Source organism: Amycolatopsis sp. NPDC026612, assembly GCF_040638285.1.
Classification (GTDB): Bacteria; Actinomycetota; Actinomycetes; order Mycobacteriales; family Pseudonocardiaceae; genus Amycolatopsis.
Genome location: NZ_JBEZYB010000003.1, coordinates 221,925 through 246,719 on the forward strand (window position 1 = coordinate 221,925; position 24,795 = coordinate 246,719).

The window sequence follows — 24,795 nt, forward strand, 5'->3', positions numbered from 1 at the left end:
CCGTCGTAACCCTCCGTACCTGCGGAAACGGGTATCTTCGCCGTTCGGTGGTACAGCCGGAGCGGCACGATCGTGATGCTGGAGGGGTACGTTTCGCCGAGCACAGAAGAGGACGCCTGTGGACGAAGGCCTGTCGTTCGCCGGATGGCTGCGTGACCGGCGCGTGCTCGCCGGCCTCACCCAGGCCCAGCTCGCCGAGCGTGCGGGGCTGAGCCTGCGCGCGGTGCGCAACGCCGAACTCGGCAGCGTCCGGCGGCCCCGGCCGGAGACGGCCCGCAAGCTGCGGGAAGCGCTGGCCGAAGCCCCGCCGGAGCCGGTGCGGATCGGGGTGCTGGGCCCGCTGGCGATCACGCGGGGCACCGAGCCGGTCGAGATCGGCGCCGAGAAGCAGCGCCTGCTGCTGGCCCTGCTGGCCGTGCAGCCGAACCAGACCGTCCGGCGCGAGGACCTCGTCGACGTCGTCTGGGACGAGCCTCCCCCCTCGTGCCTGGAGCTGCTCCACACCTACGTAGCCCGGCTGCGGCGAGCGCTGCGGCCCGCCGACCTCATCGTGACGGACAAGGGCGGCTACCGGCTCGTCGCCGGCGAGGACGAGCTCGACCTGCTCCGGTTCGAGGCCCTCCTCGCGCGGGAGGCCCACCGGGAGGCGCTCGGGCTCTGGCGCGGCCCCGCGCTCGCCGACGTCGGACGGCTCCGCCAGCACCCGGCCCGGCTCGCGGTCGCGATGCGGCGCGCCAAGGCCGTCCTGGCCTACGCCGCCACCGCCGACCCCGAAGACGCGGCGGTGCAGTTGCGGGTGCTGACCGCCGAGGAGCCGCTGAACGAATCCGCGCACGCCAAGCTGGTGCTGGCGCTCGCCGCGTCCGGGCGCCAGGCCGCCGCGCTGGACGTGTTCGCCGAGGTGCGCCGCCGGCTGGCCGAAGAGCTCGGCCTGGAACCCGGCCCCGAGCTGCGCGCGGCCCAGCGGCAGGTGCTGCGGCAGGACTTCGCCGTTCCGGAGCGGCCCGCGCGGGTGCCGGCGCAGCTGCCCGCGGACGTCCCCGGCTTCCGCGGCCGCGTCGCTCAGCTGGCCGAGCTCGACACGCTGCTGCGCCGCGACGAAGGCGACACCGGCGCGCGCATCGCCGTCCTCTCCGGCACCGGCGGGGTCGGCAAGACCGCGCTGGCCGTCCACTGGGCGCAGCGCTCGCCCGCCGAGTTCCCGGACGGTCAGCTCTACCTCGACCTGCACGGCTACGGCACGGTCCGGCCGGTGGACCCGGGTGACGCGCTGTCCGGGTTCCTGCGCGCCCTCGGCGTCGACGGCGCGGACATCCCCAGCGAGCCGGACGAGCGCGCCGCGAAGTTCCGCACCGCGCTCACCGGACGGCGGATGCTGCTGGTGCTCGACAACGCGGGTTCGGTCGGGCAGGTCCGCCCGCTGCTGCCCGGCTCGCCGTCCTGCCTGGTGCTGGTGACCAGCCGGGACGCGCTGCCGGGGCTGGTCGCCCGCCACGGCGCCCGCCGGGTGCTCGTCGACCTGCTCACCGAGGCCGAAGCCCGCGACCTGCTGCGGGCGCTGCTCGGCGCGCGCGTCGACGACGAGCCCGAGGCCACCGCGGCCCTGATCGGGTACGCGGCTCAGCTGCCGCTGGCCCTGCGGCTGGTCGCGGAGCTGGCGCTGAGCCGGCCGGGGGAGCGGCTCGCCGCCCTCTCCGCCGAACTGGCCGACGAACGGCGGCGGCTCGACCTGCTCGATGGCGGCGGTGACCCGCTGACCGCCGTCCGCGCCGTGTTCTCGTGGTCCTACCGCCACCTCGCGTCCGACGCCGCCCGCGTGTTCCGGCTCTGCGGCCTGCACCCGGGCCGTGACCTGACCCCGCCCGCGCTCGCCGCGCTCGCCGGCGTCCCCTTGCCGGAGGCGGAACGGCTGACCGGCGCACTGGTGCGGGCCCACCTCGCGCAGCCGACCGGCGACGACCGTATCCAGCTGCACGACCTGCTGCGGGTCTACGCCGCCGAGCTGGCGGCCGGCGACCCCGCCGAGAGCCACGCCGCGCAGGAGCGGCTGTTCGACTTCTACGTCTCCTCGGCCGCGCAGGCCATGGACGTCGTCCTGCCGCAGGAACGGCACCTGCGCCCCCGGGTGCCGGATCCCGAGATCAAGGTGCTCGACGCGCAGGCGTGGCTGGAGGCCGAGCGCCGCAACCTCCTGGCCGTCGCCGCGCACGCGACGCGGCACGAGTGGCCGGACCACCTGCGGCTGCTGTCCGGGATCCTGTGGCACTACCTCGACGTCGGCGGCTACCACGAGGAAGCGCTGGTGCTGCACACGCACGCGTCGGCGCTGGCCCACGACGTCGGCGACCGGGTGGCCGAGGCCGAGCCGCTCATCTTCATCGCGCTGGGCCACTGGCGCGTCGGCCGGTCGCCGGAGGCGCGGCGCTACCTGGAGGAGGCGCTCGTCCTCGCCCGCGAGACCGGCGACCGGCGCGCCGAGATCCACGCCGTCAACACCCTGGGTCTGATCTGCCGCGCGCTGGGCCGGTTCGCCGAAGGGATCGGGTACTCGACGGAGGCGCTCGCGCTGGCCAGGAAGACGGGCGACCGCACCAGCGAAGGCCTGGTCCTGGTGGTGCTCGGCTGTTCGTGCCGCGGCATCGGCCGGTACCGCGAAGCGATCGGATACCTCGAAGAGGCCCTCTCCCTGGCGCGCGACATCGCCGACCGGACGACCGAGGGCTACGCGCTGGTCAACCGGGGCGACGCGTTGTCGGCGCTGGGCCGGCACGACGAGGCGGTCCGGCTCATCGAAGAAGGGCTGGCGCACCTGCGGGCGATGGGCGTCCGGGTGAGCGAGGGGTACGCCCTGGGCATCCTCGGCGACGTCGAGCACGCGCGCGGCCGGGACGCGGAAGCCGCGTCGCACCTGGAACGCGCGCTGGAAATCGCGCAGGAGACGGGAAGCCCGACCAACCGCAGCGTCGCGCTGAAGCACCTGGGCGACGTCCGGCTGGCGCAGGGCCGCCACGCGGACGCGGCCCGGCACCTCGAAGAGGCGCTGAGCCTGGCGCGCGAATGCGGTGACCGGGGCGTGGAATCCCGGGTGCTCAACAGCCTCGGCAGCCTCTCCACCGCGTGCGGCGCGTCCTCGGACGCCCTCCGGTACCACCGCGAAGCCCTGGCCGTGGCGAAGGAAACGGGCTGCCGTCCCGAACAGGGCCGGGCCCACTGCGGGCTCGGTGAAGTCCACAGTGGACTCGGTGACCCGGAGGCCGCGCGCGAGCACTGGGAACGCGCGCTGGCCTGCTACGCCGGGGAGCGCCTGCCCGGTGCCGTCCGGGTCCGCAACCACCTGGCGGCCCTGGAGCGCGTCGCGGGGTAGCGGGGTTCGAGGGCGGCGAGATCGCTCGTCACGCGCTGGAGGTCCCGGTCGGGGACGTCGGTGCTGCCCGCGGGCGGCCGGATGATCATGGGGTCCTCCCGGTGGCCTTGAAGAACGTGTAGTGGAAGGTCCCGGCCGGGCCGGTGGTGCGGTGGAGGTCCGCGATCCCGCGGGCCCAGCCGTCCGCGGTGGCGAGGCCGCGCGCGACGGCGGTTCCGCCGACGCCTTCGACCATCGCGGTGAAGGTGTCGCGGGTGAACCCGCTGACCAGCGCGGGCCGGGACGCGTCGGCGTAGACCGTCCGCGGTTCCACCCTGACGTCGCCGAACCCGGCGCCGGTCAGCAGCGGGTACAGGCGCCGTCCGATGAGCGCGTCGCCGCCGGCGTCGGCCTGCAACCGGACGAGGCAGTCGATCGCGGCCTGGGCGGGTTCGCTGCGCGGGTGGAAGAACGCCGACCCGTGGTCGCCCTCGATGACCGTGATCGTGCCGCCCGGCCGCAGCAGGGTCCTCAGGTGCGCGAGAGCCTTTTCCGGCTCCGGCAGGTGTTCCAGCACGAAGCAGACGAAGAGGTGGTCGTACTCGCCGTCCAGGTCGAACAGATCGGCCCGGCGGAAGCCGACGGCCCCGCCGACCCGCCGGCGCGCCTCGGCCAGCGACTCGGCGGAGACGTCGACCGCCGTGAGGTGCGCGTCCGGGCTGCGGGCCACGAGGTGGACGGTCTGGGCGCCGACGCCACAGCCGACCTCCAGCACCCGGCTCCCGGCGGGGTAGGCCGTCCCGGCGTGCAGCAGCCCGGCCAGGGTGTCGGCCTGGTCGCCGAGCCGGCGGGCCTCGGGTGCGGTGTATCCGTGCACGTAAGTGGTGTCCATGAGCCCAGCGTCCTGCGACAATGGTCCGATGGACAGAGCCAAAACCTCGTCCTCCGAGGGGTCCATAGGGTCGGACTTCCTCCAGTTGGACGTCCGCGCGGCGCCGCCGGGCGGCCGCGCGGACTGGCTCGCCGGGCAGCTGCGCGCCGCGATCGCCGACGGCAGGCTGCCGGTCGGCGGCCGGCTGCCCGCGTCCCGGGTGCTGGCCGCCGAGCTGCGCGTGTCGCGCGGGGTGGTCACCGAGGCCTACCAGCGGCTGATCGACGACGGCCACGCCGCGGGCCGCGGCCGGGCCGGCACCGTCGTCGTCGCCGCGCCCGTGCTGCCGCCGGACCCCGGGCCGGACCGGTCACCGGCGAAGGTGATCACGCGGTCGCCGGACGCCAAGGTCTTCGACGAGGTCCGTGCGGCCCCGGCCCGGATCGACCTCACTCCCGGGGTGCCGGACCTGACGGCGTTCCCGCGTGGGGCGTGGCTGCGGGCGGAACGCGCGGTGCTCGACGAGCTCGAGCCCGCCCACTTCGGCTACGGCGATCCGCGCGGCGCGCCGGCGATGCGGCTGGCGGTGTCGCACTGGCTGGCGCGCTACCGCGGGATCCGCGCCGACCCGGGTGAGATCATCGTGGTCGCCGGGGTCGCGCAGGCGCTGACGCTGCTCGGCGAGGTGCTGCGGCAGCACGGCGTCGACGCGATCGCCGTCGAAGACCCGGGGTCGCTCGGCGCCCGGCAGCACCTGCAGCACTGCGGCCTGGCGACGCCGCCGGTCCCGGTGGACGACGACGGCCTGCGCGTCGCCGACCTGCACGCCCCCGCTGTGCTGCTGACCCCGGCCCACCAGTTCCCGATGGGCGTGGTCCTGGGGGGCGAGCGCCGTCGCGACCTGATGCGCTGGGCGGCCGACGGCGGCATCGTCGTCGAGGACGACTACGACGCCGAGCACCGGTACGACCGCGCGCCGGTGCCCGCCGTCCGGTCCATGCTGCCCGAAGTCTGTTACACGGGCAGCGTTTCGAAGCTGCTGGCGCCCGCGCTGCGCGTCGGCTGGCTGCTCGCGCCGCCGCGGTTCCGGGACGACCTCGTGGCCGCGAAGCGCTTCGCCGATCTGGGCAACGCGGTGCTGGCGCAGCTGGTGCTGGCCCGGCTGATGGAGACCGGCGAGCTGGAGCGGCAGCTGCGGGTGGTGCGGGCCCGGCACCGCCGCCGTCGCGACGCGATGGTCCGGGCCCTCGCTGCGGAGCTGCCGTCCGCGGTGGTCCACGGCGCGGCGGCGGGCCTGCACCTGACGATCACGTTCGACGCCGGGGTCGACGACGTCGCCGTGGCGGCGGCCGCGCTGGCGGAGGGGGTGAAGGTCCAGCCGTTGTCGTGGCACCGCCAGCGGCCGGGCCGTCCGGGGCTGGTCCTGGGCTACGCGGCGCGGACGGCGACGGAACTCGCCGACGGTGTCGCCGTACTGGGCCGGCTGGTCCCTCGGTAAAGTCCTTGGCGGGCTGGGCGGCCACGGTCTCTGGTCTCTCATGTGAGAGAGCCGTGCCCGCTGCGTGCTGGTCGCGCGATCCGATTCCTCTCAACCCGGCACACCGCACCTGATGAGGTCGCCGTGCGGCGCGTGGCCGGACGGGTCGACGTGTCGCACGGTGTGGCCGGCGACTTCTCGCCGTCGCGTCCGGCCAACTCACCGACCGGACCGGCCAACTCGCCGCCGTTCCCGGTGAGTTGGCCGTTGGGGGCATTGAGTTGGCCGTTGGGGGCACAGAGTTGGCTTCACCGGTGAGCGGCAAGTCGCGCGCTCGAGTCGTCCACAGTCCCCTGGAGTCATCCGAGTTGCCCGCAGCCGTTCAGGTAAATAGTCCTCAAAGGACAGTCAAGCGCCTGTGATCATGCTCTCCCCGGCATTTCGCGCCGTTGGTTGCCATACGCAAGCAAGTTGCTTAGCCTAGCTAAGGGACTTTGCGAGCGGAAGGGCTGCACAGTGGCGGAACGCCGGACGTATTCGATCGCGGAACTGGGGCCGCGGTACAAGTGGATCGCGCTGTCCAACACGACGCTGGGCATGCTGATCGCCACGATCAACTCCTCGATCGTGCTGATCGCGCTGCCCGACATCTTCAAGGGCATCGGCATCAACCCCCTGGAACCGGCCAACACGAGCTACCTGCTCTGGATGATCATGGGCTTCCTCGTGGTCACCGCGGTGCTGGTGGTGAGCTTCGGCAGGCTCGGCGACATGTACGGCCGCGCGAGGATGTACAACCTCGGCTTCGCCGTCTTCACCGTTTCTTCCGTCATGCTGGCCGTCACCTGGTTCGGCGGCGATGCGGCCGCGTTGTGGCTGATCGGCTGGCGGATCGTGCAGGGCGTCGGCGGGGCCTTCCTGATGGCGAACTCCTCGGCGATCCTCACCGACGCCTTCCCGGCCAACCAGCGTGGGCTCGCGCTCGGCATGAACGGCGTCGCGGCCATCGCGGGCTCGTTCCTCGGCCTGGTCGTGGGCGGCGTGCTCGCCCCGGTCGACTGGAACCTGATCTTCCTGGTGTCGGTGCCGTTCGGCGTGATCGGCACGATCTGGGCGTACCTCAAGCTGCACGACACCGGCGTCCGCAAGCACGCGCGGATGGACTGGTGGGGCAACATCACCTTCGCCGTCGGCCTGATCGCGGTGCTGATCGGCATCACCTACGGCATCCAGCCCTACGGCTCGTCGCCGACCGGCTGGGGCAGCCCGTTCGTGCTGAGCTGCCTGCTCGGCGGCCTCGCGGTGCTGGTCGCGTTCGTGGTCATCGAGTCGAAGGTCGACAACCCGCTGTTCCGGCTGTCCCTGTTCAAGATCCGGTCGTTCACCTGGGGCAACGTCGCGAACCTGACGGCGTCGCTCGGCCGCGGCGGGCTGCAGTTCATCCTGATCATCTGGCTGCAGGGCATCTGGCTGCCGCAGCACGGCTACACGTTCGAGCAGACGCCGCTGTGGGCGGGCATCTACATGCTCCCGATGACGGTCGGCTTCCTGCTGGCGGCCCCGACGTCGGGCATCCTCGCCGACCGGATCGGCAGCCGCCTGCTGGCCTCGACCGGGCTGCTGATCACGGCGATCACGTTCCTGCTGCTGATCATCCTGCCGGTGAACTTCGACTACTGGGCGTTCGCGGGGATCCTGCTGATCAACGGCATCGGCATGGGCATGTTCTCCTCGCCCAACCGCGCCGAGGTGATGAACAGCCTGCCGGCGGACGCGCGCGGCTCCGGCGCGGGCATGATGACGACGTTCCAGAACGCGGCGATGGTCCTGTCGATCGGCTTCTTCTTCAGCCTGATCATCTCGGGCCTGTCGAGCAGCCTCCCCTCGACGATGAAGGCGGGCCTGCTGGCCCACGGCGTCCCCGACGCGGCGGCGTCCCAGGTGGCGAACCTCCCGGCGGTGGCGGTGCTGTTCGCGGCGTTCCTGGGCTACAACCCGATCCAGCAGCTCCTGGGCGGCCAGCTGTCGGCCCTGCCGCCGGACCAGGCGGCGTTCCTGACCGGACGCAGCTTCTTCCCGAACCTGATCTCGGGCCCGTTCCAGTCGGGTTTGGCGGTGGCGTTCGGCTTCGCGATCGTCGTCTGCCTGATCGGCGCGGTGGCCTCGCTGCTGACGAAGGACGCCCGCCCGGGCGGCCGCGAGTCGGTGGGTGAGGAACTGGCCGCCGTGGCCGGGGAGTCGGGGAGCGGGCCGAGCGAACTGGTGTCGCCGGCCGGCGAACGCTGAGGCGGGTGGTTTCGGAAGCCGGGTGCCGCGGTGGCACCCGGCTTTTCCGTGCGCGGGGATGGCCCGCGGGCGTCAGGCCACGACGAGCGCGGGCTCGGCGACCTCTTCGGTCACCGGCGTGGCCTTCCTGGCCCGGCGCCGGGCGATGATCCGGCGTCCGACGTCGATCATCGGCACCTCGACCCAGCGGTAGAGCAGGTCGGCGGCCAGCAGCCCGGCGATCGTCACCGCGACCGCGGTGAGCGTCCGGTGCGGCGCGAACTGCGGCATGGCCGCTCCCACCGCCACCGCGACGACGCCCTGCATGAGGTAGAGCGAGTACGACCGCTCCCCGACGAACCGCATCGGCCGCCGCGAGAGGGCCCAGGCCAGCGGGCCACCGCCGGCGACCAGCGACGGCACCAGCAGGGCGGCGAGCAGGATGTAGCCGGTGCCGGTGATCGAGCCGCCGTCGTCGTGCAGGAAAGCGCCGATCTCGCCGAACATGGTCTGCACCGCGATCAGCGCGGCGGCGACGACCAGGCCGACGGCCGGGCGGGTGAACAGCCGGAGCGCGGCGAAGCCCTTGCGGTGGTGCAGCACGATCGCGAGCGTGCAGCCGATCAGGATCGGCGAGTACGCGCCGGCGTACGGCATGAAGGGGATCAGCGCGAGCATGATGGCGACGAGGCCGAGCGAGAGGCTCAGCCGCTTGACGAAGCCGAGCGCGCCCAGGCCGAAGGCGAGCAGCGGCCACACGAGGTAGAACTTCTGCTCGACGCCGAGGGTCCAGGCCTGGCCGAACAGGGCCATCTGGTGGTATTCGCCGACGAAGGCGACGTTCCACGGCAGGGCGGCCACGATGCCGCTGTGCCGCAGGCCCATGCCGCGGAAGTAGGCGAAGACGACGACCACGCCGATCACGACGTAGTAGACGGGAAGAATGCGGAAAGCGCGGCGGATGTAGAACTCCGGCAGCGAAACCCGGCCGGTGCGGGCTTCCTCGCGCAGCGCGAGCGTGGTGATCAGGTAGCCGGAGAGCACGAAGAACAGGTGCACCCCGATCCAGCCGTTGGCCCTCGCCCAGCTGGGCCCGCCGTAGTGGAAGACGACCACGAGCACGGCGGCGACGGCACGCACGCCGTCGAGGGCCGGAAATCTTCGGGTCGCCAGGTACTCGTCGTGCGTCATCATCGCGTGATCCCCCCACGAAGCCAGCGGCTGAACCCGCCCAATGTAATCGGGCGATCCCGGCATTAACTCGTTGGGGTGAGATTTCGGTGAGGTTGGTGATGGACGGTGCGCGGAGGTGGATCGCTGCCGGTCGTGGTGAGCGGCTTGCCCGGTGTCATGTCCGCCATGGCTGGACACCGACTGAGTTGCCGGCCGACCACGGCTCGCTGGATCTTCACCGGGTGCGCCGGCGCCCCGTCGAGCGGCCCGTCGGGGTCCGTCGGGGTCCGTCGGGATGATCACTGCAGGACGAGCGCGGTCGCAAGTTTGCTCGGCGGCCGACAGGACTTGCTGAACATCTACGGTGGGTTCCTCAAGCAGATCCTGGACCCGAAGAACCCGGTCGTCCACGACGTGGATCCGCCGACCCCGTCCCCGCTGCTGCCGGCCCAGGCCTCGGCATGGGACAACTGCGGCGGCGGGGTGCTGCGGGACGATTTCAACGGCGGAACCAGGAGGACCGGCTACGCCTGCGACGCTTCGGATTCTTCCGCTCAAGCCGGTGGTCGTAGCCAGAACCTGGGCAACAGGCTGCAATTGCCGGTCTCGGTGGTGGGGTCCAGGGCCTGTGGTGCTGCCGGCCCGCTCTCGGACTGGGATTATGTCACCACAGGAATCGACCTTTTATCCGGAATGAGGCGAAGTGAGCGAAAATATCGCAAGAGTTTACGGCCGACGTGGAAATTACGCCTTGGCGCAGCTTGATGGCCGAAGATATCCGGGTCTGCTGATTCAGGGTGACTCCCTGAAGCAGGTGGAGGTCCTCGTCGACGAGGTTATGGGTGAAGCGCGGCTCGGATTGCCGTACTGAGTTGTGGCGCCGGAAGACCTCGTGTCCGGAGTGGGGAGCTGGCCGGTCTACCAGCCGACCGTGGCCCGCTGAATCTTCACCGGCTTTGCCGGCGCCCCGTCCAGCGGCCCGTCCGGGTCGGTCGGGATGATCCCGTCGGCGACCATCCGGTCGATAGCCGACATCCCCCGAACCACCCGCCCCAGCACCGAGTAGTTGGCCGGGATGTTCGCGAACGAGTGCACGATGAAGAACTCCGATCCGTTCGTCCCCGGCCCCTGGTTCCCCATCGCAATGGTCCCCCTCGGGTACGTCTCGGCCCCCGATACCTCATCCGGGAACTCGTACCCCGGCCCACCCTTCTCCACCTCATAGATGTCCCCGCACTGAAGAACACCAAGGCGAGCGGAGTTGGAAAGCCGCCAGCACTGCGACCGGTCATAGAACCGTTGCAAAACCAGCGAAACCATGTTGTGCACCGCACAAGGCGCCGCCCCGCCACGATCCAGCCGCACCGTCACCGGCCCATAGTTGAACCGGAACGTCACATCGACAGTCCCGCGCGTCGAAGCGAAGGGCAGCGGGCGCACCACCGCACGCGCCGCCGGGTTGTCCGGGGTGGGCGTGAACGTGCACCGGACCACCGGCACCGAAGCCGAGGCCGACGCAGGAGCCGCCACCAGGGCACCCAACACTGACAAAACAGCCAAACCCCAGCGCAGCTTCATGCCAGGGACGTTAGCGAAAAACCGACTACCGGCGCCAGGCCGTGCGCCGCTTGCGGATGTCGAGCACCAGCAGCAGGACGAGGAACAGGGCGAGCCCGACCAGCCAGACGTTCTCGGTGTTGTTCTCGTGGTTGCCCTTGATCATCACCAGCAGGATGATCGCGCTGACCCAGCCGGCGATGCGGGTGGCCTTCGGGAACGAGCCGTGCCAGCCCCAGGCCGCGGACGGCTCGTCGCGCGGGTCGACCTCGGGCCGCCTCTTCTCGACCGCCTTGCCTGCCACGATGAACTCCTCAAACCCCGTGAACCTCGGACCCGCCGATGATCCCACACCTCCGGGTGCGCCGCGGAGACGCCCCGCGCGACAATGACCGGCGATGACTACCTCGCGAAGCGTTCTCGTCCTCGGCTCGACCGGGTCCATCGGCGTGCAGGCCCTCGACGTCGCCGCGCGCAACCCGCACCTGTTCCGGGTGGCCGGGATCGCCGCGGGCGGTGCCGATCCGGCCGCGCTCGCCGCGCAGGCGCTCGCCCACGGTGTCGAGGCCGTCGCCGTGACCCGGGCCACGGCCGCCGAGGACGTCCAGCTCGCGCTGTACGCCGAGGCGCAGAAGCGCGGCTACGACCAGGGCGAGTTCAAGCTTCCGCGGCTCTTCGCGGGCTCAGACGCCGTCACCGAGCTGATCGACGCCGTGCCCGTCGACACCGTGCTCAACGCCCTGCCGGGCTCGCGCGGTCTCGAGCCGACGCTGCGGGCCCTCGCCACGGGGGCGACTCTCGCGCTGGCCAACAAGGAGTCCCTCATCGCCGGCGGGCCGCTGGTCCTCGCCGCGGCCAAGCCGGGGCAGCTCGTGCCCGTCGACTCCGAGCACTCCGCCATCGCCCAGGCCCTGCGCGCCGGGCAGCGGAGCGAGGTCGCCCGGCTCGTCCTCACCGCCTCCGGTGGCCCGTTCCGCGGCCGCAAGCGCGCGGAGCTGGCCGGGGTCACCGTCGAGCAGGCGATGGCGCACCCGACGTGGTCGATGGGCCCGCTCATCACGATCAACTCCGCCACCCTGGTCAACAAGGGCCTGGAGCTGATCGAGGCGGCCCTGCTCTTCGACATCGCGCCGGAGAAGATCGACGTCACCGTGCACCCGCAGTCGATCGTGCACTCGATGGTGACCTTCGCCGACGGCTCGACGATCGCCCAGGCCAGCCCGCCCGACATGCGGCTGCCGATCGCGCTCGCGCTGCACTGGCCCGACCGGGTCCCCGACGCGGCACCCGCCTGCACCTGGGACACCGCCGCGACCTGGACTTTCGAGCCGCTGGACGACGAGGCCTTCCCGGCCGTCGAGCTGGCCCGGCACTGCGGCAGCGAGGGCGGCTGCCTGCCCGCCGTCTACAACGCCGCGAACGAGGAGCTCGTGTCCGCTTTCCTCGCGCAGAACACCAGCTTCACGTCGATAGTGGACACTGTTTCCGAGGTGGTGGGAGCCGCCGACGAATGGCGTCGCGAGCCACGCGACGTCGAGGACGTTCTCGCGGCCGAGCGCTGGGCTCGCGCCCGGGCCGGTTCGATCATCGAGGGGAAGTAGCGGGTGCTCGCCTACATCATCGGCGTCGTGCTGTTCGCGCTGGGGATCTGTGTCTCGGTCGCGCTGCACGAAGCCGGGCACATGGTCACCGCGAAGGCCTTCGGCATGAAAGTCCGCCGGTACTTCGTGGGCTTCGGGCCGACGGTGTTCTCCTGGCGCCGCGGTGAGACCGAGTACGGCCTGAAGTGGATCCCGCTCGGCGGGTTCTGCGACATCGCCGGCATGACCGCGCTGGACGAGGTGACCCCGGACGAGGCGCCGCGCGCGATGTGGCGGTTCAAGACCTGGAAGCGCACCGTCGTGATGTCGGCCGGGTCGATCACCCACTTCATCGTGGGCTTCGTGGTGCTGTACCTGATGGCCGTGACGATGGGCCTGCCGAGCCTGGCGGCCGCCGACGGGCCCAAGCCGGTGCTGGCCACGACCTCCTGCGCCGTCTCGACCACCACGAAGGAGCAGGCCGAAGCCCAGGCCAAGAACCCCTCCTGCCCGCCGGGCGCGCTGACCCCCGCGGCGACGGCCGGGCTGCGTCCCGGTGACACGGTGCTCGCCGTCGGCGGGAAACCGGTCGCGACCTGGGAGGAGATGCTCACCGCCGTGCAGGCCACCAGCGGCCGGACGGTGTTCGAGGTGCAGCGCGGTACCCAGAAGCTGTGGCTCGTCGTCGACGTGCCGAAGGTGCAGCGCTAGAACGGCTCGGTCGTCAAGGAGGTCGGCATGATCGGCGCCTCGCCCGACGTGCCGCCGTTGACGACGCAGTACGGCCCGGTCGCCGCGATCGGCGCCACCTTCGGCTTCACCGGCTCGATGTTCGCCGAGACGGCCCAGCGGCTCGTCCAGTTCCCGGAGCGCATCCCCGCCGTGGTCACCGCGATCTTCGGCGGCGAACGCGACAAGAACACCCCCGTCAGCGTCGTCGGGGCGAGCCGGCTCGGCGGCGAGGCCGTCGAGAACGGCATCTGGGTGGTGTTCTTCCTGCTGCTGGCCAGCCTGAACTTCTTCATCGGCGTGTTCAACCTGCTGCCGCTGCTGCCGCTGGACGGCGGGCACATCGCGGTGGTCTGGTACGAGCGGGTCCGCGACTGGATCCGCGCGCGGCGGGGCAAGGCGGCCGGGGGACCCGTCGACTACACGAAGCTGTCCGGCATCACGATGGCCCTGGTCCTCGTCGGCGGCGCGGTGACGCTACTCACGGTGACGGCTGACATCGTCAACCCCATCCGGATCGGCCAGTAGTCACACGGAGGAGGTGCGGTCCCCCGGGGACCGCTCACTCCTGCCGTAATGCTGCTCACCGTGACGGTTGACATGGTGAAGGTCGCCCACTAGGGGTAGGTACGCTGGAAGCCGTGACCGTCGCACTGGGTATGCCCGCCCTGCCCCCGCCCGTCCTGTCCGAGCGCCGCAAGACTCGCCAGCTCCGGGTGGGTTCGGTCGGCGTCGGCAGCGACCACCCGATCTCCGTCCAGTCGATGACGACGACCCTCACCTCCGACGTCAACGCGACCCTGCAGCAGATCGCCGAGCTGACCGCCGCGGGCTGCGACATCGTCCGCGTGGCGTGCCCGTCGGCCGACGACGCCGAGGCGCTGCCCGCGATCGCGAAGAAGTCGCAGATCCCGGTGATCGCCGACATCCACTTCCAGCCGAAGTACGTCTTCGCCGCGATCGAGGCCGGCTGTGCCGCGGTGCGCGTCAACCCGGGCAACATCCGGAAGTTCGACGACCAGGTCAAGGAGATCGCGCAGGCCGCGAAGGACCACGGCACGCCGATCCGGATCGGCGTCAACGCCGGCTCGCTCGACAAGCGGATCATGGACAAGTACGGCAAGGCGACCCCGGAGGCGCTGGCCGAGTCGGCGCTGTGGGAAGCGTCGCTGTTCGCCGAGCACGACTTCCACGACATCAAGATCTCGGTGAAGCACAACGACCCGGTGGTCATGGTGCGCGCGTACGAGCTGCTCGCCGAGCAGTGCGACTACCCGCTGCACCTCGGCGTCACCGAGGCCGGGCCGGCGTTCCAGGGCACCATCAAGTCGGCCGTCGCGTTCGGCGCGCTGCTGCGCCAGGGCATCGGCGACACGATCCGCGTCTCGCTGTCCGCGCCGCCGGTCGAAGAGGTCAAGGTCGGCATCCAGATCCTGCAGTCGCTGAACCTCAAGCAGCGCAAGCTGGAAATCGTGTCGTGCCCGTCGTGCGGGCGCGCGCAGGTGGACGTCTACACCCTCGCCGAGCAGGTCACCGCCGGGCTCGAGGGCATGGAGATCCCGCTGCGCGTGGCCGTCATGGGCTGCGTCGTCAACGGCCCGGGCGAGGCCCGCGAAGCCGACCTGGGCGTGGCGTCGGGCAACGGCAAGGGCCAGATCTTCGTCAAGGGCGAGGTCATCAAGACCGTGCCCGAGCACGCGATCGTCGAGACGCTCATCGAGGAGGCCATGCGCATCGCCGAAGAGGCGGGCGAGACTCTCGGCGAGGGCGCGCCGGTGGTCACCGCTGGCTGACCTTCTTTCGGACGACGCTCTCGAGGAGTCGGCCGTGGTGGCCAACCGCGCGATGAACCGCGAGCGCCGGTTGGCCGGTCGCGACGGCTATTCGCGGGTCCTCGGCTTCGACATCCTCGGCCTGCCGCCGGGTGCCCGCTGGCTCGACCTCTGCTGCGGTAGCGGGCGGGCGCTCCTGGACGCGGCCGAGGCCCGGCCGGACCTCGACATCACCGGCGTGGATCTCGTCGGGTACTTCGCGGCGTCCGGGCCCGTCCGGCTCGTGACGGCGTCGATCGCGACGTGGGAACCCGCGGGCCGGTTCGACCTCGTCACCTGCGTGCACGGGCTCCACTACGTCGGCGACAAGCTGGGCGCGCTGCTGCGGGCGGCGTCCTGGCTGAGCGACGGCGGCGTGTTCGTGGCGAACTTCGACATCGCGGGAATCCAGGCGCCGGGCGGGACGCGCCGGGTCCTGCGCGCGCTGCGCGAAGCGGGTTTCACGGACGACTCGCGGAACCGCCGGATCCGGCGTGACGGCCCCTTCGCGGGCGCGCTGCCGTTCCGGTACCTCGGCGCCGACGACCGGGCCGGCCCGAACTACACGGGCCAGCCCGCCGTCGGCTCGTACTACGAGCTAGCCCTGTAGGTGGTGCTGGGCGGCGTCCCGGATCTGCAGGCGGACGTTCTCCAGCGCGGCCGCGACTTCGTCGATCTGCTGGGAAGCGAGCTGGATGGCGCCCTGGATCGCGGTCGCGGAGGACGTCTCCCCGAGCAGGCCGAGCACCTGGGCCTGCAGATCTTCGAGATCGCTCTTGGTGGCGAGGGCGATGCCGGTCGGCACCTGGTCGGCGAGCAGCTCCAGCTGCTGCGCCTGTTCCTGGATCGTCATCGGGGGGTTTCCTTCCGCGGTGGGGACGCACCTCCCGTGTTAGCAGACGCGGAACTGTCGGTGGTGACGTTTACGCTCGCATTCGTGAGCGTGACCTGGGCCGTCCGGCAGCCGCACCCGGTGGTGCGGCCCCTGGTCACGCGCTATGTCGGGTACGCGCAGGACGACGTGACGCTGGCCGTCCACCGCGGACTGCCGTCCCGGCACGTGACGCTCGTCATCAGTCTCGCCGGCCCGGTGCGGATGGCGGGGCAGAGCCTGCAGGCGCTGGTCGGCGGGCTGCACACGCGCGCGGTGCTGATCCGGCAGGACCGCGTCCAGGAGGGGCTGCAGCTGGAGCTCGACCCGCTGGGCGTGCGGACGCTGTTCGGGGTCACGGCGGCGGAGCTGAGCGGCGAGGTCGGTGATCTGGCCGCGTTCGGGCTGGGCTCGCTGCCGGAGCGGCTGCGGGAGCTGCCGACGTGGGAACAACGGTTCACGCTGCTCGACGACGTCTTGGCGGCCCGGGCCGTGGAGCCGGTGGCGCCGCCGCCCGAACTGGGGGAGGCGTGGCGCCGGATGCGGCGCGCCGACGGGCGGGTGCGCGTCACCGACCTCGCCGGCGAGGTCGGCTGGAGCCGCCGTCACCTGGGCGAGCGGTTCCGCGCGGAGCTGGGGCTGGCCCCGAAGCAGGTGGCGCGCGTGCTGCGGTTCGAGCGGGCCGCGCGGTTGCTGCGCCGCGGTCACGCCGACCTGGCGGCGCTGGCGGTGGAGTGCGGGTTCTACGACCAGGCGCACCTGACCAACGAGTGGCGCGCGCTGGCGGGCTGCACGCCGGGGACGTGGATCGCCGAGGAGCTCCCGTTCCTCCAAGACCAGGAGCGGCCGGCCGGCCCAGACTCACCGGCATGACTCCTGAACCGAACGTGTGGCCGGCCCTGCGTTACGACGACGCCCCGGCCGCGGTCCGCTTCCTCGTCGACGTCCTCGGCTTCACCGAAGCGCTGGTGGTGCCCGAGGGAGCGCTGATCGCGCACGCCGAGCTGCGCTGGCCCGAGGGCGGCGCGGTGATGCTGGGCAGCGTCCGCCCGCCGGACGGCGTCCACGACGCGATGAAGCCGGGAACGGCCGCGGTGTACGTGGTGTCGGACCGGGTGGACGAGGTGTACGCGAGAGTGCGGGCCGCGGGCGCGGAGATCACGGCGGAGCCGGCGGACACCGAGTACGGCTCGCACACGTTCAGCCTCCGCGACCCGGAGGGCAACGCCTGGACGCTCGGCACCTACCGCGGCGCGGCCTGACCTCGCCCGGCCGCTACTGAACGGGCCGCTCGAACGTCACCAGCAACCCTTCGACCCCGCCGGGCCCGATCCGCCCCTTCACCTCCGCCGAAGTGATGGCCTTCAGCTGCCACCCGTCCTCGGCGTGGTCGTTCAGCAGCTTCTCGAGCTTCCCGCCGGACAGCTTGCCGCCGATCAGCTTCTCGCGGACCTCGACGACCTTGTACGTATACCGCTGCATACGCCCGATTCTGCCCGGAAAGCCCGGCTTCGGCAGTTCATCGCACCGTGTCGGGAGGCTTGCGTTCCGTTCAGCAGCCGGATCTGGCACCCTGGAACCCGTGTTGCGGCTTGCAGGTGCACGGCTGCTCGATGATCGGGACTATCCGGCGGTCCGTGCCGCACTGGCCGCCGACCCGGTGGGCAGCTGCATGGTCAGCGCCCGGGTCGAGGCCACGGGCCTCGACCCGTGGCGGCTCGGTGGTGAGCTCTGGGCCGCCGACAGCCGTCCGGTCCGGTCCGGGCGGCTCCAAGGGCTGTGCTTTTCCGGGCCCAACCTCATCCCCCTGCGCGGCAACGCGCCCGCGTTGCGCTCCTTCGCCGATCGCGCGCTGCGCCGCCAGCGGACCTGCTCGTCGCTCGTCGGCCCGGCCGAGCAGGTCCTCGGCCTGTGGGACGAGCTCGAAGGCGAGTGGGGCCCGGCCCGCGAGGTCCGCGACGACCAGCCGCTGATGGCCCTCGACGCCACCCCGCTCGTGGCCGCCGATCCGCTGGTCCGCCCGGTGCGCCCGGACGAGGTCGAGCGGTACCTGCCCGCGGCCGTCTCGATGTTCATCGAGGAGGTCGGCGTCGATCCGCGCAGCGGCGACGGCGGCGCGAGCTACCGCGCCCGGGTCACCGAGCTGATCGGGGCCGGCCGCGCGTTCGCCCGCTTCGAGCACGGCGAGGTCGTCTTCAAGGCCGAGATCGGGGCCATGTCGGCGACCGTCGGGCAGATCCAGGGTGTCTGGGTGCACCCCGAACGCCGCGGTGACGGGCTCGGCACGGCCGGCACCGCCGCGGTGGTGAACCGGCTCGTCCGCGGCCTGGGCCGCACCGCCAGCCTCTACGTCAACGCCTACAACACCCCGGCCCTCGCGGCCTACCGCAAGATCGGCTTCGAGCAGGTCGGCCAGTACGCGACGGTGCTGTTCTAAGCACTCTTCCGTGGCGGCGTTTCAGCCCGGTCGAAGCTCGCTGACCAGGCACTATCCCGCCATGAGTGCACGTCGAAACCGTGCTCTCGCGGTGCTGCTGCTCGCCGCCGCGACCACGGCCGGGTGCTCGGGCGACAGTCCCGAGGACGCCCTCTCCGCCTTCCTGGACGCCGTCGCGTCCGGGGACGTCGCCGCCGCGGCGGCGAACACCGACTCGCCCGAAGCCGCGAAGACCGTCCTGAGCCAGGTTCGCGGCGTGCTCGATCCCGAATCCCTCGACGTCGAGGACGAAGAGGTGAAACAGCCGGACGGCGACGTCGTGACCGCCGGCTACCGGCTCACCTGGCACCTGCCGCACGGCCGCACCTGGTCCTACCGCGCCGACGCCCAGCTCCGGGCGGCCGAGAACGGCTGGCAGGTCCACTGGCAGCCGACGGTCGTGCATCCCCAGCTGGCCGTCGGGCAGACCCTCGGCCTGCTGCCGCAGCTGCCGGAGACGGCGCCGGTGCTCGACCGCGACGGCGTGCCGCTGATGCGCCCGCAGACCGTGATCGGCGTCGTCGTCGACCCGCAGAAGGCCGGCGACGCGAGTGCCGTCGCCGGGACCCTCGCCAAGGCGCTGCACCGGTACGAGCCGTCGGTCACCGGCCGGTCGGTGCTGGACGGGATGAGCAAGACCAAGCCCGGCGACGCCTACCCGGTGATCACCCTGCGCGCCGGCGACTACCAGCGGGTCAAGCCGGCTATCTACGACCTGCCCGGCGTCCGCTTCGCCAGCCAGGAGCGCCTGCTGCCGGTGACCCGCGGGTCCGGGCAGCAGGTGCTGCCGGGCATCCGCGCGCTGGTCGAGCAGCAGCTGGCCGGGGCGGCGGGCTGGCGGATCGTCACCCGCGACGTCACCGGCGGCGAGGCCGCCGAACTCAAGGCCGAGCCACCGCGGGTCGCTCCCGCCGTCACCAGCACGCTCAGCGCGAAGATCCAGGCCGCGGCCGAAAAGGCACTGGACACCGAGCCCTACCCGGCCGCGCTGGTGGCGATCCAGCCGTCGAGCGGGGACATCCTCGCCGTGGCGCAGAACGCCGCCGCCGACGACGAAGGCTCGCTGGCACTGTCCGGGCGCTACCCGCCGGGGTCGACGTTCAAGATCGTCACGGCCGCGGCCGCGCTGGCCACGGGCGACGTCGAGCCCGGCAGTCCGGTCGACTGCCCCGGCACCACGACGATCGAGAACCGCTTCGTGCCGAACGAAGGCCGCTTCGACCTGGGCCGGGTGCCGCTGAAAACGGCGTTCGCGCGATCCTGCAACACGACCTTCGCCCGGCTCGCCGCCGGTCTCCCGGGGCCGGCGCTCACCGACACCGCCCGCTCGTTCGGGATCGGCGCCGACTTCGTGGTCCCCGGCCTGACCACGGTCACCGGCGACGTCCCGGCCAGCGATTCGGCCGTCCAGCGGGCGGAGAACGGCTTCGGCCAGGGCCGGGTGGTGGTCAGCCCGTTCGGCATGGCGCTGGTCGCCGCCACCGTGCAGGCCGGCAAGGTGCCGGCGCCGTCGATCGTCAAGGGCCTGCCGGCGGAGACGAAGAACGTCGGCGACCCGCCGTCGCCGGACGTCCTCGACGCGCTGCGGGGGATGATGCGGGAGGTCGTCACGGCGGGCACCGCGACCGGGCTGCGGGACATCCCCGACGTCGCGGGCAAGACCGGCACCGCCCAGTTCGGCGACGGCTCCCGCTCGCACGGCTGGTTCGTCGGCTACCGCGGCGACCTGGCGTTCGCCGTGCTCCTGACCGACGCCGGGTCGTCCAAACCGGCGGTGCAGGCCGCGCACCGGTTCCTGGCGGGGATCGGCTGAGCGGACCGTCGTAAGGTGGGGGCATGTCCGTTCGTGCCCCGCTGGTTCCCGGCGTCCAGACGCCGCGCCGTGACGTCCCCAGTTCCATCGCCCGTCCCGAGTACGTGGACAAGCCGGCGCCGAAGCGGGACACCGGCAGCGGCGTGCGCACGCCCGAGGTGATCGAGGCGATGCGGGTCGCGAGCCGTATCGCGGCCCAGGCGCTGGAAGAGGGCGGCAAGGCGGTCAAGCCGGGCGCCACCACCGACGACATCGACAAGGTGGTGCACGAGTTCCTGCTCGACCACCACGCCTACCCCTCGACGCTGGGCTACCGCCGCTTCCCGAAGTCGTGCTGCACCTCGCTCAACGAGGTGGTCTGCCACGGCATCCCGGATTCGACGGTGATCGAGGACGGTGACATCTGCAACATCGACGTCACCGCCTACATCGGCGGCGTCCACGGCGACACGAACGCGACGTTCCTGGCCGGCGACGTCTCCGAGGAGGCCCGCCTGCTGGTGGAGCGCACCCGCGAGGCGACGATGCGGGCGATCAAGGCGGTCCGGCCGGGCCGTCAGCTCAACGTCATCGGCCGGGTCATCGAGGCCTACGCCAAGCGCTTCGGCTACGGCGTGGTCCGCGACTTCACCGGCCACGGCGTCGGCCCGGCGTTCCACACCCCGCCGACGGTGCTGCACTACGAGGAGCCCTCGGTGGAGACGGTGATCGAGGAGGGCATGACCTTCACGATCGAGCCGATGATCACCCTCGGCACCATCGACTACGACATCTGGTCCGACGACTGGACCGTCACCACGAAGGACAAGAAGTGGACGGCCCAGTTCGAGCACACCCTCGTGGTGACGGCCGACGGCAGCGAGATCCTCACGCTGCCCTGAGCCGTCAGCTGCTGGTCGCCTTCTGGTAGCAGCGCACCGAAAGCGGCACGAAGATCACCAGCAGCAGCGCGATCCACAGCACCGAAGCCAGCGCCGCGTGCTGCATCGGCCAGACGTCGCGCGGCGGCAGGGCCGCGCTCGTGTTGCCGAACAGTTCCCGGGCCGCCTGGGTGACCGCCGAAACCGGGTTCCAGTCCGCGATCGCCCGCAGCGGGGCGGGGAGCCTGCCGCTGTCGACGAACGTGTTGGCCAGGAACGTGAGCGGGAAGACCACCACCATCGAGACGTTGTTGAACACCTCGGGTTTGCGCACGGCCAGGCCGAGCGCGCCCATGACCCACGACAGCGCGTAGGAGAAGGCGAGCAGCAGGACGACCCCGCCGAGTGCTTCGAGGACGCCGGTGTGGATGCGCCAGCCGACCAGCAGGCCGACCAGGCCCATGATCAGCAGGCTCGCCGTGCTGAGGATGAGGTCCGCGGTGGTCCGCCCGATCAGCACGGCGGCCGGTGACATCGGCAGCGAGCGGAACCGGTCGATGATGCCCTTCTGCAGGTCGTCGGTCAGGCCGTAGCCGGTGACGATGCCGCCCATGGCGACCGCGAGGGTGAAGATCCCCGGCAGCATGAACTCGCGGTAGGACAGGCCCGGGATGTCGATCACGCTGCCGAACACGTAGCCGAAGAGCAGGACGAACATCACCGGCGTGAACACGAGGGACCCGAGCAGGTCCAGCGACCGGAAGATCTTGATCGAGTTGCGCTTGGCGATGGTCACGCCGTCGGTCACGGCCAGCTGTACCGCGTTCATCACACGGCCTCCTTCGCGGTCTCGGCCACCTCGTGGCCGGTGAGGGTGAGGAAAACGTCGTCGAGGGTGGGGCGGCGGACGCCGACGTCGCGGACGTCGACGCCTTCGGCGGCGAGCAGCGCCAGCGCTTCGGTAAGCGCTTTCGCGCCGTGGGACACGGGCACGGTGAGCCGGAAGCCTTCGGCCTGCGGCTCGCCGCTGGCCAGCCGGGCCAGCGCCCGCTGCGCGACGCCGACATCCGCGTGCGTTCCGACGGTCAGTTCGATCCGCTCGCCGCCGACGAGGTCCTTGAGCTCGTCGGCCGTGCCGCGGGCGATCACGCGCCCGTGGTCGACGACGGCGATGCTGTCGGCCAGCCGGTCGGCTTCCTCCAGGTACTGGGTGGTGAGCAGCAACGTGGTGCCGCCCGCGACCAGCTCGGTGATGACGTCCCACAGCTCGGTGCGGGCCCGCGGGTCGAGCCCGGTGGTGGGCTCGTCGAGGAACAGCACCGGCGGGTTGGCCACGAGCGCGCCGGCCAGGTCGAGGCGGCGTCGCATACCGCCGGAATAGCCCCTCACCGGCCGGTCGGCGGCGTCGGCCAGGCTGAACCGGGCCAGCAGTTCCCGGCCGCGGGCCTTGGCCCGCTTGGTGCCCAGGTGGTACAGCCTGCCGACCATCTCGAGGTTCTCCGCCCCGGTCAGCTCCTGGTCGACGGCGGCGTACTGCCCCGAAGCGCCGATGTGCGAACGCAGCTCGTGCGCGTCCTGCACGACGTCGAACCCGGCAACCGTCGCGCGGCCCGCGTCCGGCTTCTGCAGCGTCGTGAGGATCTGGACGGTGGTGGTCTTCCCGGCGCCGTTCGGCCCGAGCACGCCGAGCACAGTGCCTTCCGGCACCGACAAGGTCATCCCGTCGAGCGCGGTGACCTTCCCGTACTTCTTGACCAGTCCTTCGGCCACGATGGCGTCTGTCATGGATCTTCCCCTTTGCGTGTGGAGTCTTCAGGCCCGGCGGATGACGATGTCGCCGGTGTAGGTGTGGGCCTTGACCTCGACCGTGTCGCTGGTCCCGCCCGGTCCTTCGGACGGCGTGAGCGAGTTGTGCACCGAGCCGGTCAGGGAGTTGAGCTCCAGCCACGCGGCGCTGCCCTCGCGGATGCCGACCTCGATCTCGCCGACGGCCGTGTCGAGGACGACGCGGTCGCGCATGACCTCGCCGAGCCGGATGTCGCCGGCGGCGGTCTTCGCGTTGACGCCGGCGTGGGCGACGTCGACCAGGATGTCGCCGTTGGCCGTGCTGACGCGCAGGTCGCCGGTCACTTCGCCGACGCGGGTCTCGCCGTTGGAGTTCTTCAGCACCGCGGTGCCGTCGATCCGGCGGATCCGCAGCTCGCCGGAGCCGGTGCCGATCTCGGCGTGCCCGGTGGCCCGGTCGACGAAGACGTCGCCGGTCGCGGTGTTCGCTTCGAGCCGCGAGGTCTCGTCGAGGTGGATGTTGCCCACGGACGTCTTGAGCCGGCTGTCGCCGAGGCGGCCGGTGACGTGGTAGTCGCCCATCGCGGACGTCGCCTTGACGCGGGAGCCGGCCGGCAGCTCGACCGTGACGTGCAGTGCGCCGCCCTTGCCCCACAGCTTGGTGGTGTACTTCGGGCCCTTGACCAGCAGCTCGCCGTCGGCGAACTCGACCCGGGTCTTGGCCGCGGCCTTGACGTCCTCGGTGTCGCCGGGATCGGCCGGCCGGACCTCGACGGTGGTTTCGGGGTGGTCGCCGGCGACGATCCGGACGTCGGCCATGCTGACGTCGAGCGTGGCCGTGATCGGTTCGGGGGTGGCGAAAACTGGCATGGCTGCGCCCTCCTGGGGTGCGGTGAGAGTGTTTGCGCTGGTCGGGGAAAGCGGGTCAGCGAACCCAGCCGGTGAACTTTTCGCCGTAGCCGGAACGGCGGTGCGCGGGCCGGCTCGCGTCCGCGCCGAGTGCGGTGTTCGCGGCCCGGACGAGCCAGGCGTTGATGGAAAGCCGGTCGCGGCTCGCGGCCTCCTCGACCCGCTGCTTCAGCTGGTCGGGGAGCCGCAGGTTGATCCGGGAGACGGCGCCGTCGTCGGCCTCGGGCGGCGGCGGGACCTCCGCCGGAGCCGGTTCGGGCGCCGTGGGCAGGGAAACCGCGAACTCCGGTTCGCGGCGGCGAAGGCGTACTTCGACGGAGCCGGGAGCGAGGTCGCGGGTGATCTCGTCGGCCGCGGCCGACAGCGCGTCGAGCAGGGTGAGCCGGATGGCGGACTCCAGCGGGGAGGCCAGCCGTTCGGCCAGGGTGACAGCGTCCTCGCCGGCCGCCTCGGCGGCGACCGCGAACTCGCGGCGGAGGCTGTCCACGAAGGGCGTCAGGTCCATGGCACTACTGTGGCACCGCGACGGTGCCACGACAACCCTGAAATGGCACCCTTAGGGGCCATCGATCAATAAACTCGCAGGTCAGGCGTGTTCGATGCGCTCCAGGAGCTCGTCGAGGAACCCGCACGCCTCGGCGGCGGCCCGGTCCGGATCGCGGTCGGCGATGGCCGCGGCGAGGCCTTCGTGGCCGATTTCCGGGACGTGCTTCGCGCCCGGCGTGATGGTGGACGTCGCCGCGACGCTGGCCGTGATGACCTCGGTCAGCCCGCGGTAGAGCTCGGTCAGCAGCCGGTTGTGCCCGGCGCGGACGACCGCGCAGTGGAATTCCGCGTCCGTGCGCGCGAAGTCCTGCCACCGTCCCTCGCGCAGGTCGGCCTCGCGGCGGGCGAGCAGCGCCCCCAGTTCGGCGACCTCTTCCTCGGTCCGCTCGACGGCGGCGAGCCGCGCGCCTTCGACCTCCAGGGTGCGCCGGACCTGCAGGACCTCGCGCAGTTCCGAGCCGCAGAGCCGGCGGATCGCGCCGGAGACCTCGCTGGTGGCGCGCACGTAGGTGCCGTCGCCCTGGCGGACCTCCAGGAGCCCGGTGTGCGCCAGCGCGCGCACGGCTTCGCGGACGGTGTTGCGGCCGACGCCGAGCTGCTCGACGAGCTCGAGCTCGGTGGGGATGCGTTCGCCGATGAGCCATTCGCCCTGCGTGACCGCGGTCCGCAGCTGCTCGATGACCTGGTCGACGAGGCCGGCCCGGCGCGTGGTGGCCAGAGGCACAGAAT

Annotated in this window: 23 protein-coding genes and 1 pseudogene; 13 read left to right on the top strand and 11 right to left on the bottom strand. The window is 71.8% G+C overall.

Annotation, left to right across the window (positions count from 1 at the left end):
• Nucleotides 1-118 precede the first annotated feature (118 nt).
• A complete protein-coding gene (locus tag AB0F15_RS05000) occupies nucleotides 119-3,364 on the top strand; it encodes a tetratricopeptide repeat protein (RefSeq protein WP_360265315.1) in 3,246 nt (1,081 codons plus the stop codon).
• 85 nt (nucleotides 3,365-3,449) lie between these two features.
• Here AB0F15_RS05000 and AB0F15_RS05005 read toward each other — a convergent pair whose 3' ends face one another.
• The gene (locus AB0F15_RS05005; protein WP_360265317.1) at nucleotides 3,450-4,235 is read right to left on the bottom strand and encodes a methyltransferase; all 786 of its coding nucleotides are present in this window, start codon (nucleotides 4,233-4,235) and stop codon (nucleotides 3,450-3,452) included.
• Nucleotides 4,236-4,263: 28 nt separating this feature from the next.
• Here AB0F15_RS05005 and AB0F15_RS05010 point away from each other — a divergent pair, with 28 nt between their 5' ends.
• Together AB0F15_RS05010 and AB0F15_RS05015 are read left to right on the top strand one after the other, a co-directional pair.
• Nucleotides 4,264-5,712 carry a PLP-dependent aminotransferase family protein gene (locus tag AB0F15_RS05010; RefSeq protein ID WP_360265320.1) on the top strand — a complete coding sequence of 483 codons (1,449 nt, stop codon included), beginning with the start codon at nucleotides 4,264-4,266 and terminating at the stop codon, nucleotides 5,710-5,712.
• Between the two features lie 495 nt (nucleotides 5,713-6,207).
• Nucleotides 6,208-7,977 (top strand): MFS transporter, encoded by a 1,770-nt coding sequence (locus AB0F15_RS05015; RefSeq protein WP_360265322.1) that lies wholly within the window; start codon nucleotides 6,208-6,210, stop codon nucleotides 7,975-7,977.
• A gap of 72 nt (nucleotides 7,978-8,049) precedes the next feature.
• Here the strand turns inward: AB0F15_RS05015 and AB0F15_RS05020 are convergent, their stop codons facing one another.
• Complete coding sequence (locus AB0F15_RS05020) at nucleotides 8,050-9,150, bottom strand: acyltransferase (RefSeq protein ID WP_360265325.1); 1,101 nt, start codon at nucleotides 9,148-9,150, stop codon at nucleotides 8,050-8,052.
• 327 nt (nucleotides 9,151-9,477) lie between these two features.
• Here AB0F15_RS05020 and AB0F15_RS05025 point away from each other — a divergent pair, with 327 nt between their 5' ends.
• Nucleotides 9,478-9,894 carry a hypothetical protein gene (locus AB0F15_RS05025; protein ID WP_360265328.1) on the top strand — a complete coding sequence of 139 codons (417 nt, stop codon included), beginning with the start codon at nucleotides 9,478-9,480 and terminating at the stop codon, nucleotides 9,892-9,894.
• A gap of 153 nt (nucleotides 9,895-10,047) precedes the next feature.
• Here the strand turns inward: AB0F15_RS05025 and AB0F15_RS05030 are convergent, their stop codons facing one another.
• Both AB0F15_RS05030 and AB0F15_RS05035 read right to left on the bottom strand, forming a co-directional pair.
• The gene (locus AB0F15_RS05030; RefSeq protein WP_360265332.1) at nucleotides 10,048-10,707 is read right to left on the bottom strand and encodes a peptidylprolyl isomerase; all 660 of its coding nucleotides are present in this window, start codon (nucleotides 10,705-10,707) and stop codon (nucleotides 10,048-10,050) included.
• Nucleotides 10,708-10,732: 25 nt separating this feature from the next.
• Nucleotides 10,733-10,990, bottom strand: a complete 258-nt coding sequence (locus AB0F15_RS05035; RefSeq protein ID WP_285989316.1) for a DUF2631 domain-containing protein — start codon at nucleotides 10,988-10,990, stop codon at nucleotides 10,733-10,735.
• A gap of 94 nt (nucleotides 10,991-11,084) precedes the next feature.
• Between AB0F15_RS05035 and dxr the strand changes: the two genes are divergently transcribed.
• The 4 genes and pseudogenes from dxr (at nucleotide 11,085) to AB0F15_RS05055 (ending at nucleotide 15,416) form a co-directional block, all read left to right on the top strand.
• Nucleotides 11,085-12,287, top strand: a complete 1,203-nt coding sequence (gene dxr / locus AB0F15_RS05040; RefSeq protein ID WP_360265335.1) for a 1-deoxy-D-xylulose-5-phosphate reductoisomerase — start codon at nucleotides 11,085-11,087, stop codon at nucleotides 12,285-12,287.
• A 3-nt stretch (nucleotides 12,288-12,290) separates the two neighbouring features.
• A pseudogene (locus AB0F15_RS05045) lies at nucleotides 12,291-13,523 on the top strand (site-2 protease family protein).
• A gap of 113 nt (nucleotides 13,524-13,636) precedes the next feature.
• Complete coding sequence (gene ispG, locus AB0F15_RS05050) at nucleotides 13,637-14,788, top strand: flavodoxin-dependent (E)-4-hydroxy-3-methylbut-2-enyl-diphosphate synthase (protein ID WP_360265338.1); 1,152 nt, start codon at nucleotides 13,637-13,639, stop codon at nucleotides 14,786-14,788.
• Between the two features lie 34 nt (nucleotides 14,789-14,822).
• Nucleotides 14,823-15,416, top strand: a complete 594-nt coding sequence (locus AB0F15_RS05055; RefSeq protein WP_360265341.1) for a class I SAM-dependent methyltransferase — start codon at nucleotides 14,823-14,825, stop codon at nucleotides 15,414-15,416.
• Here AB0F15_RS05055 and AB0F15_RS05060 read toward each other — a convergent pair.
• A complete protein-coding gene (locus tag AB0F15_RS05060) occupies nucleotides 15,405-15,659 on the bottom strand; it encodes a hypothetical protein (RefSeq protein WP_086853692.1) in 255 nt (84 codons plus the stop codon). The two genes, AB0F15_RS05055 and AB0F15_RS05060, sit on opposite strands and share 12 nt — an antisense overlap.
• Nucleotides 15,660-15,743: 84 nt before the next feature.
• Between AB0F15_RS05060 and AB0F15_RS05065 the strand changes: the two genes are divergently transcribed.
• Nucleotides 15,744-16,550: a helix-turn-helix transcriptional regulator gene (locus AB0F15_RS05065; RefSeq protein ID WP_360265345.1), complete on the top strand. Its 807-nt coding sequence runs from the start codon at nucleotides 15,744-15,746 to the stop codon at nucleotides 16,548-16,550.
• Entirely contained in the window at nucleotides 16,547-16,939 is a 393-nt protein-coding gene (locus tag AB0F15_RS05070; protein WP_360265348.1) for a VOC family protein, read from the top strand. Before AB0F15_RS05065 ends, AB0F15_RS05070 begins: the two co-directional genes overlap by 4 nt.
• Nucleotides 16,940-16,952: 13 nt before the next feature.
• Here the strand turns inward: AB0F15_RS05070 and AB0F15_RS05075 are convergent, their stop codons facing one another.
• Complete coding sequence (locus AB0F15_RS05075) at nucleotides 16,953-17,159, bottom strand: DUF4177 domain-containing protein (protein WP_360265350.1); 207 nt, start codon at nucleotides 17,157-17,159, stop codon at nucleotides 16,953-16,955.
• A gap of 100 nt (nucleotides 17,160-17,259) precedes the next feature.
• On the opposite strand from AB0F15_RS05075, the gene AB0F15_RS05080 reads away from it, so the two are divergent.
• From AB0F15_RS05080 to map, 3 genes are all read left to right on the top strand, one after another.
• The gene (locus tag AB0F15_RS05080; RefSeq protein WP_360265353.1) at nucleotides 17,260-18,114 is read left to right on the top strand and encodes a GNAT family N-acetyltransferase; all 855 of its coding nucleotides are present in this window, start codon (nucleotides 17,260-17,262) and stop codon (nucleotides 18,112-18,114) included.
• 61 nt (nucleotides 18,115-18,175) lie between these two features.
• The gene (locus AB0F15_RS05085) at nucleotides 18,176-19,966 is read left to right on the top strand and encodes a penicillin-binding transpeptidase domain-containing protein (protein WP_360265356.1); all 1,791 of its coding nucleotides are present in this window, start codon (nucleotides 18,176-18,178) and stop codon (nucleotides 19,964-19,966) included.
• 23 nt (nucleotides 19,967-19,989) lie between these two features.
• On the top strand, nucleotides 19,990-20,847 hold the full coding sequence (gene map, locus AB0F15_RS05090; RefSeq protein WP_360265359.1) for a type I methionyl aminopeptidase: 858 nt from the start codon (nucleotides 19,990-19,992) through the stop codon (nucleotides 20,845-20,847).
• Between the two features lie 4 nt (nucleotides 20,848-20,851).
• Here map and AB0F15_RS05095 read toward each other — a convergent pair whose 3' ends face one another.
• The 5 genes from AB0F15_RS05095 to AB0F15_RS05115 all read right to left on the bottom strand — a co-directional run bounded on the left by AB0F15_RS05095 (nucleotide 20,852) and on the right by AB0F15_RS05115 (nucleotide 24,790).
• On the bottom strand, nucleotides 20,852-21,655 hold the full coding sequence (locus tag AB0F15_RS05095; protein WP_360265363.1) for an ABC transporter permease: 804 nt from the start codon (nucleotides 21,653-21,655) through the stop codon (nucleotides 20,852-20,854).
• The gene (locus tag AB0F15_RS05100; RefSeq protein ID WP_360265366.1) at nucleotides 21,655-22,611 is read right to left on the bottom strand and encodes an ATP-binding cassette domain-containing protein; all 957 of its coding nucleotides are present in this window, start codon (nucleotides 22,609-22,611) and stop codon (nucleotides 21,655-21,657) included. Before AB0F15_RS05100 ends, AB0F15_RS05095 begins: the two co-directional genes overlap by 1 nt.
• Nucleotides 22,612-22,638: 27 nt before the next feature.
• Entirely contained in the window at nucleotides 22,639-23,481 is an 843-nt protein-coding gene (locus AB0F15_RS05105) for a DUF4097 family beta strand repeat-containing protein (RefSeq protein ID WP_360265369.1), read from the bottom strand.
• A gap of 55 nt (nucleotides 23,482-23,536) precedes the next feature.
• Nucleotides 23,537-24,025 (bottom strand): hypothetical protein, encoded by a 489-nt coding sequence (locus AB0F15_RS05110; protein WP_360265372.1) that lies wholly within the window; start codon nucleotides 24,023-24,025, stop codon nucleotides 23,537-23,539.
• A gap of 81 nt (nucleotides 24,026-24,106) precedes the next feature.
• Nucleotides 24,107-24,790, bottom strand: coding sequence for a FadR/GntR family transcriptional regulator (locus AB0F15_RS05115; protein ID WP_360265375.1), 684 nt, complete (start codon nucleotides 24,788-24,790; stop codon nucleotides 24,107-24,109).
• Nucleotides 24,791-24,795: the final 5 nt, after the last annotated feature.

Coding starts and splice junctions, on each gene's coding strand:
- AB0F15_RS05010 (WP_360265320.1), top strand. CDS start 4,264: ATGGACAGAGCCAAAACCTCGTCCTCCGAGGGGTCCATAGGGTCGGAC.
- AB0F15_RS05005 (WP_360265317.1), bottom strand. CDS start 4,235: ATGGACACCACTTACGTGCACGGATACACCGCACCCGAGGCCCGCCGG.
- AB0F15_RS05070 (WP_360265348.1), top strand. CDS start 16,547: ATGACTCCTGAACCGAACGTGTGGCCGGCCCTGCGTTACGACGACGCC.
- map (WP_360265359.1), top strand. CDS start 19,990: ATGTCCGTTCGTGCCCCGCTGGTTCCCGGCGTCCAGACGCCGCGCCGT.
- AB0F15_RS05100 (WP_360265366.1), bottom strand. CDS start 22,611: ATGACAGACGCCATCGTGGCCGAAGGACTGGTCAAGAAGTACGGGAAG.
- AB0F15_RS05085 (WP_360265356.1), top strand. CDS start 18,176: ATGAGTGCACGTCGAAACCGTGCTCTCGCGGTGCTGCTGCTCGCCGCC.
- dxr (WP_360265335.1), top strand. CDS start 11,085: ATGACTACCTCGCGAAGCGTTCTCGTCCTCGGCTCGACCGGGTCCATC.
- AB0F15_RS05060 (WP_086853692.1), bottom strand. CDS start 15,659: ATGACGATCCAGGAACAGGCGCAGCAGCTGGAGCTGCTCGCCGACCAG.
- AB0F15_RS05110 (WP_360265372.1), bottom strand. CDS start 24,025: ATGGACCTGACGCCCTTCGTGGACAGCCTCCGCCGCGAGTTCGCGGTC.
- AB0F15_RS05020 (WP_360265325.1), bottom strand. CDS start 9,150: ATGATGACGCACGACGAGTACCTGGCGACCCGAAGATTTCCGGCCCTC.
- AB0F15_RS05105 (WP_360265369.1), bottom strand. CDS start 23,481: ATGCCAGTTTTCGCCACCCCCGAACCGATCACGGCCACGCTCGACGTC.
- AB0F15_RS05095 (WP_360265363.1), bottom strand. CDS start 21,655: ATGAACGCGGTACAGCTGGCCGTGACCGACGGCGTGACCATCGCCAAG.
- AB0F15_RS05075 (WP_360265350.1), bottom strand. CDS start 17,159: ATGCAGCGGTATACGTACAAGGTCGTCGAGGTCCGCGAGAAGCTGATC.
- AB0F15_RS05030 (WP_360265332.1), bottom strand. CDS start 10,707: ATGAAGCTGCGCTGGGGTTTGGCTGTTTTGTCAGTGTTGGGTGCCCTG.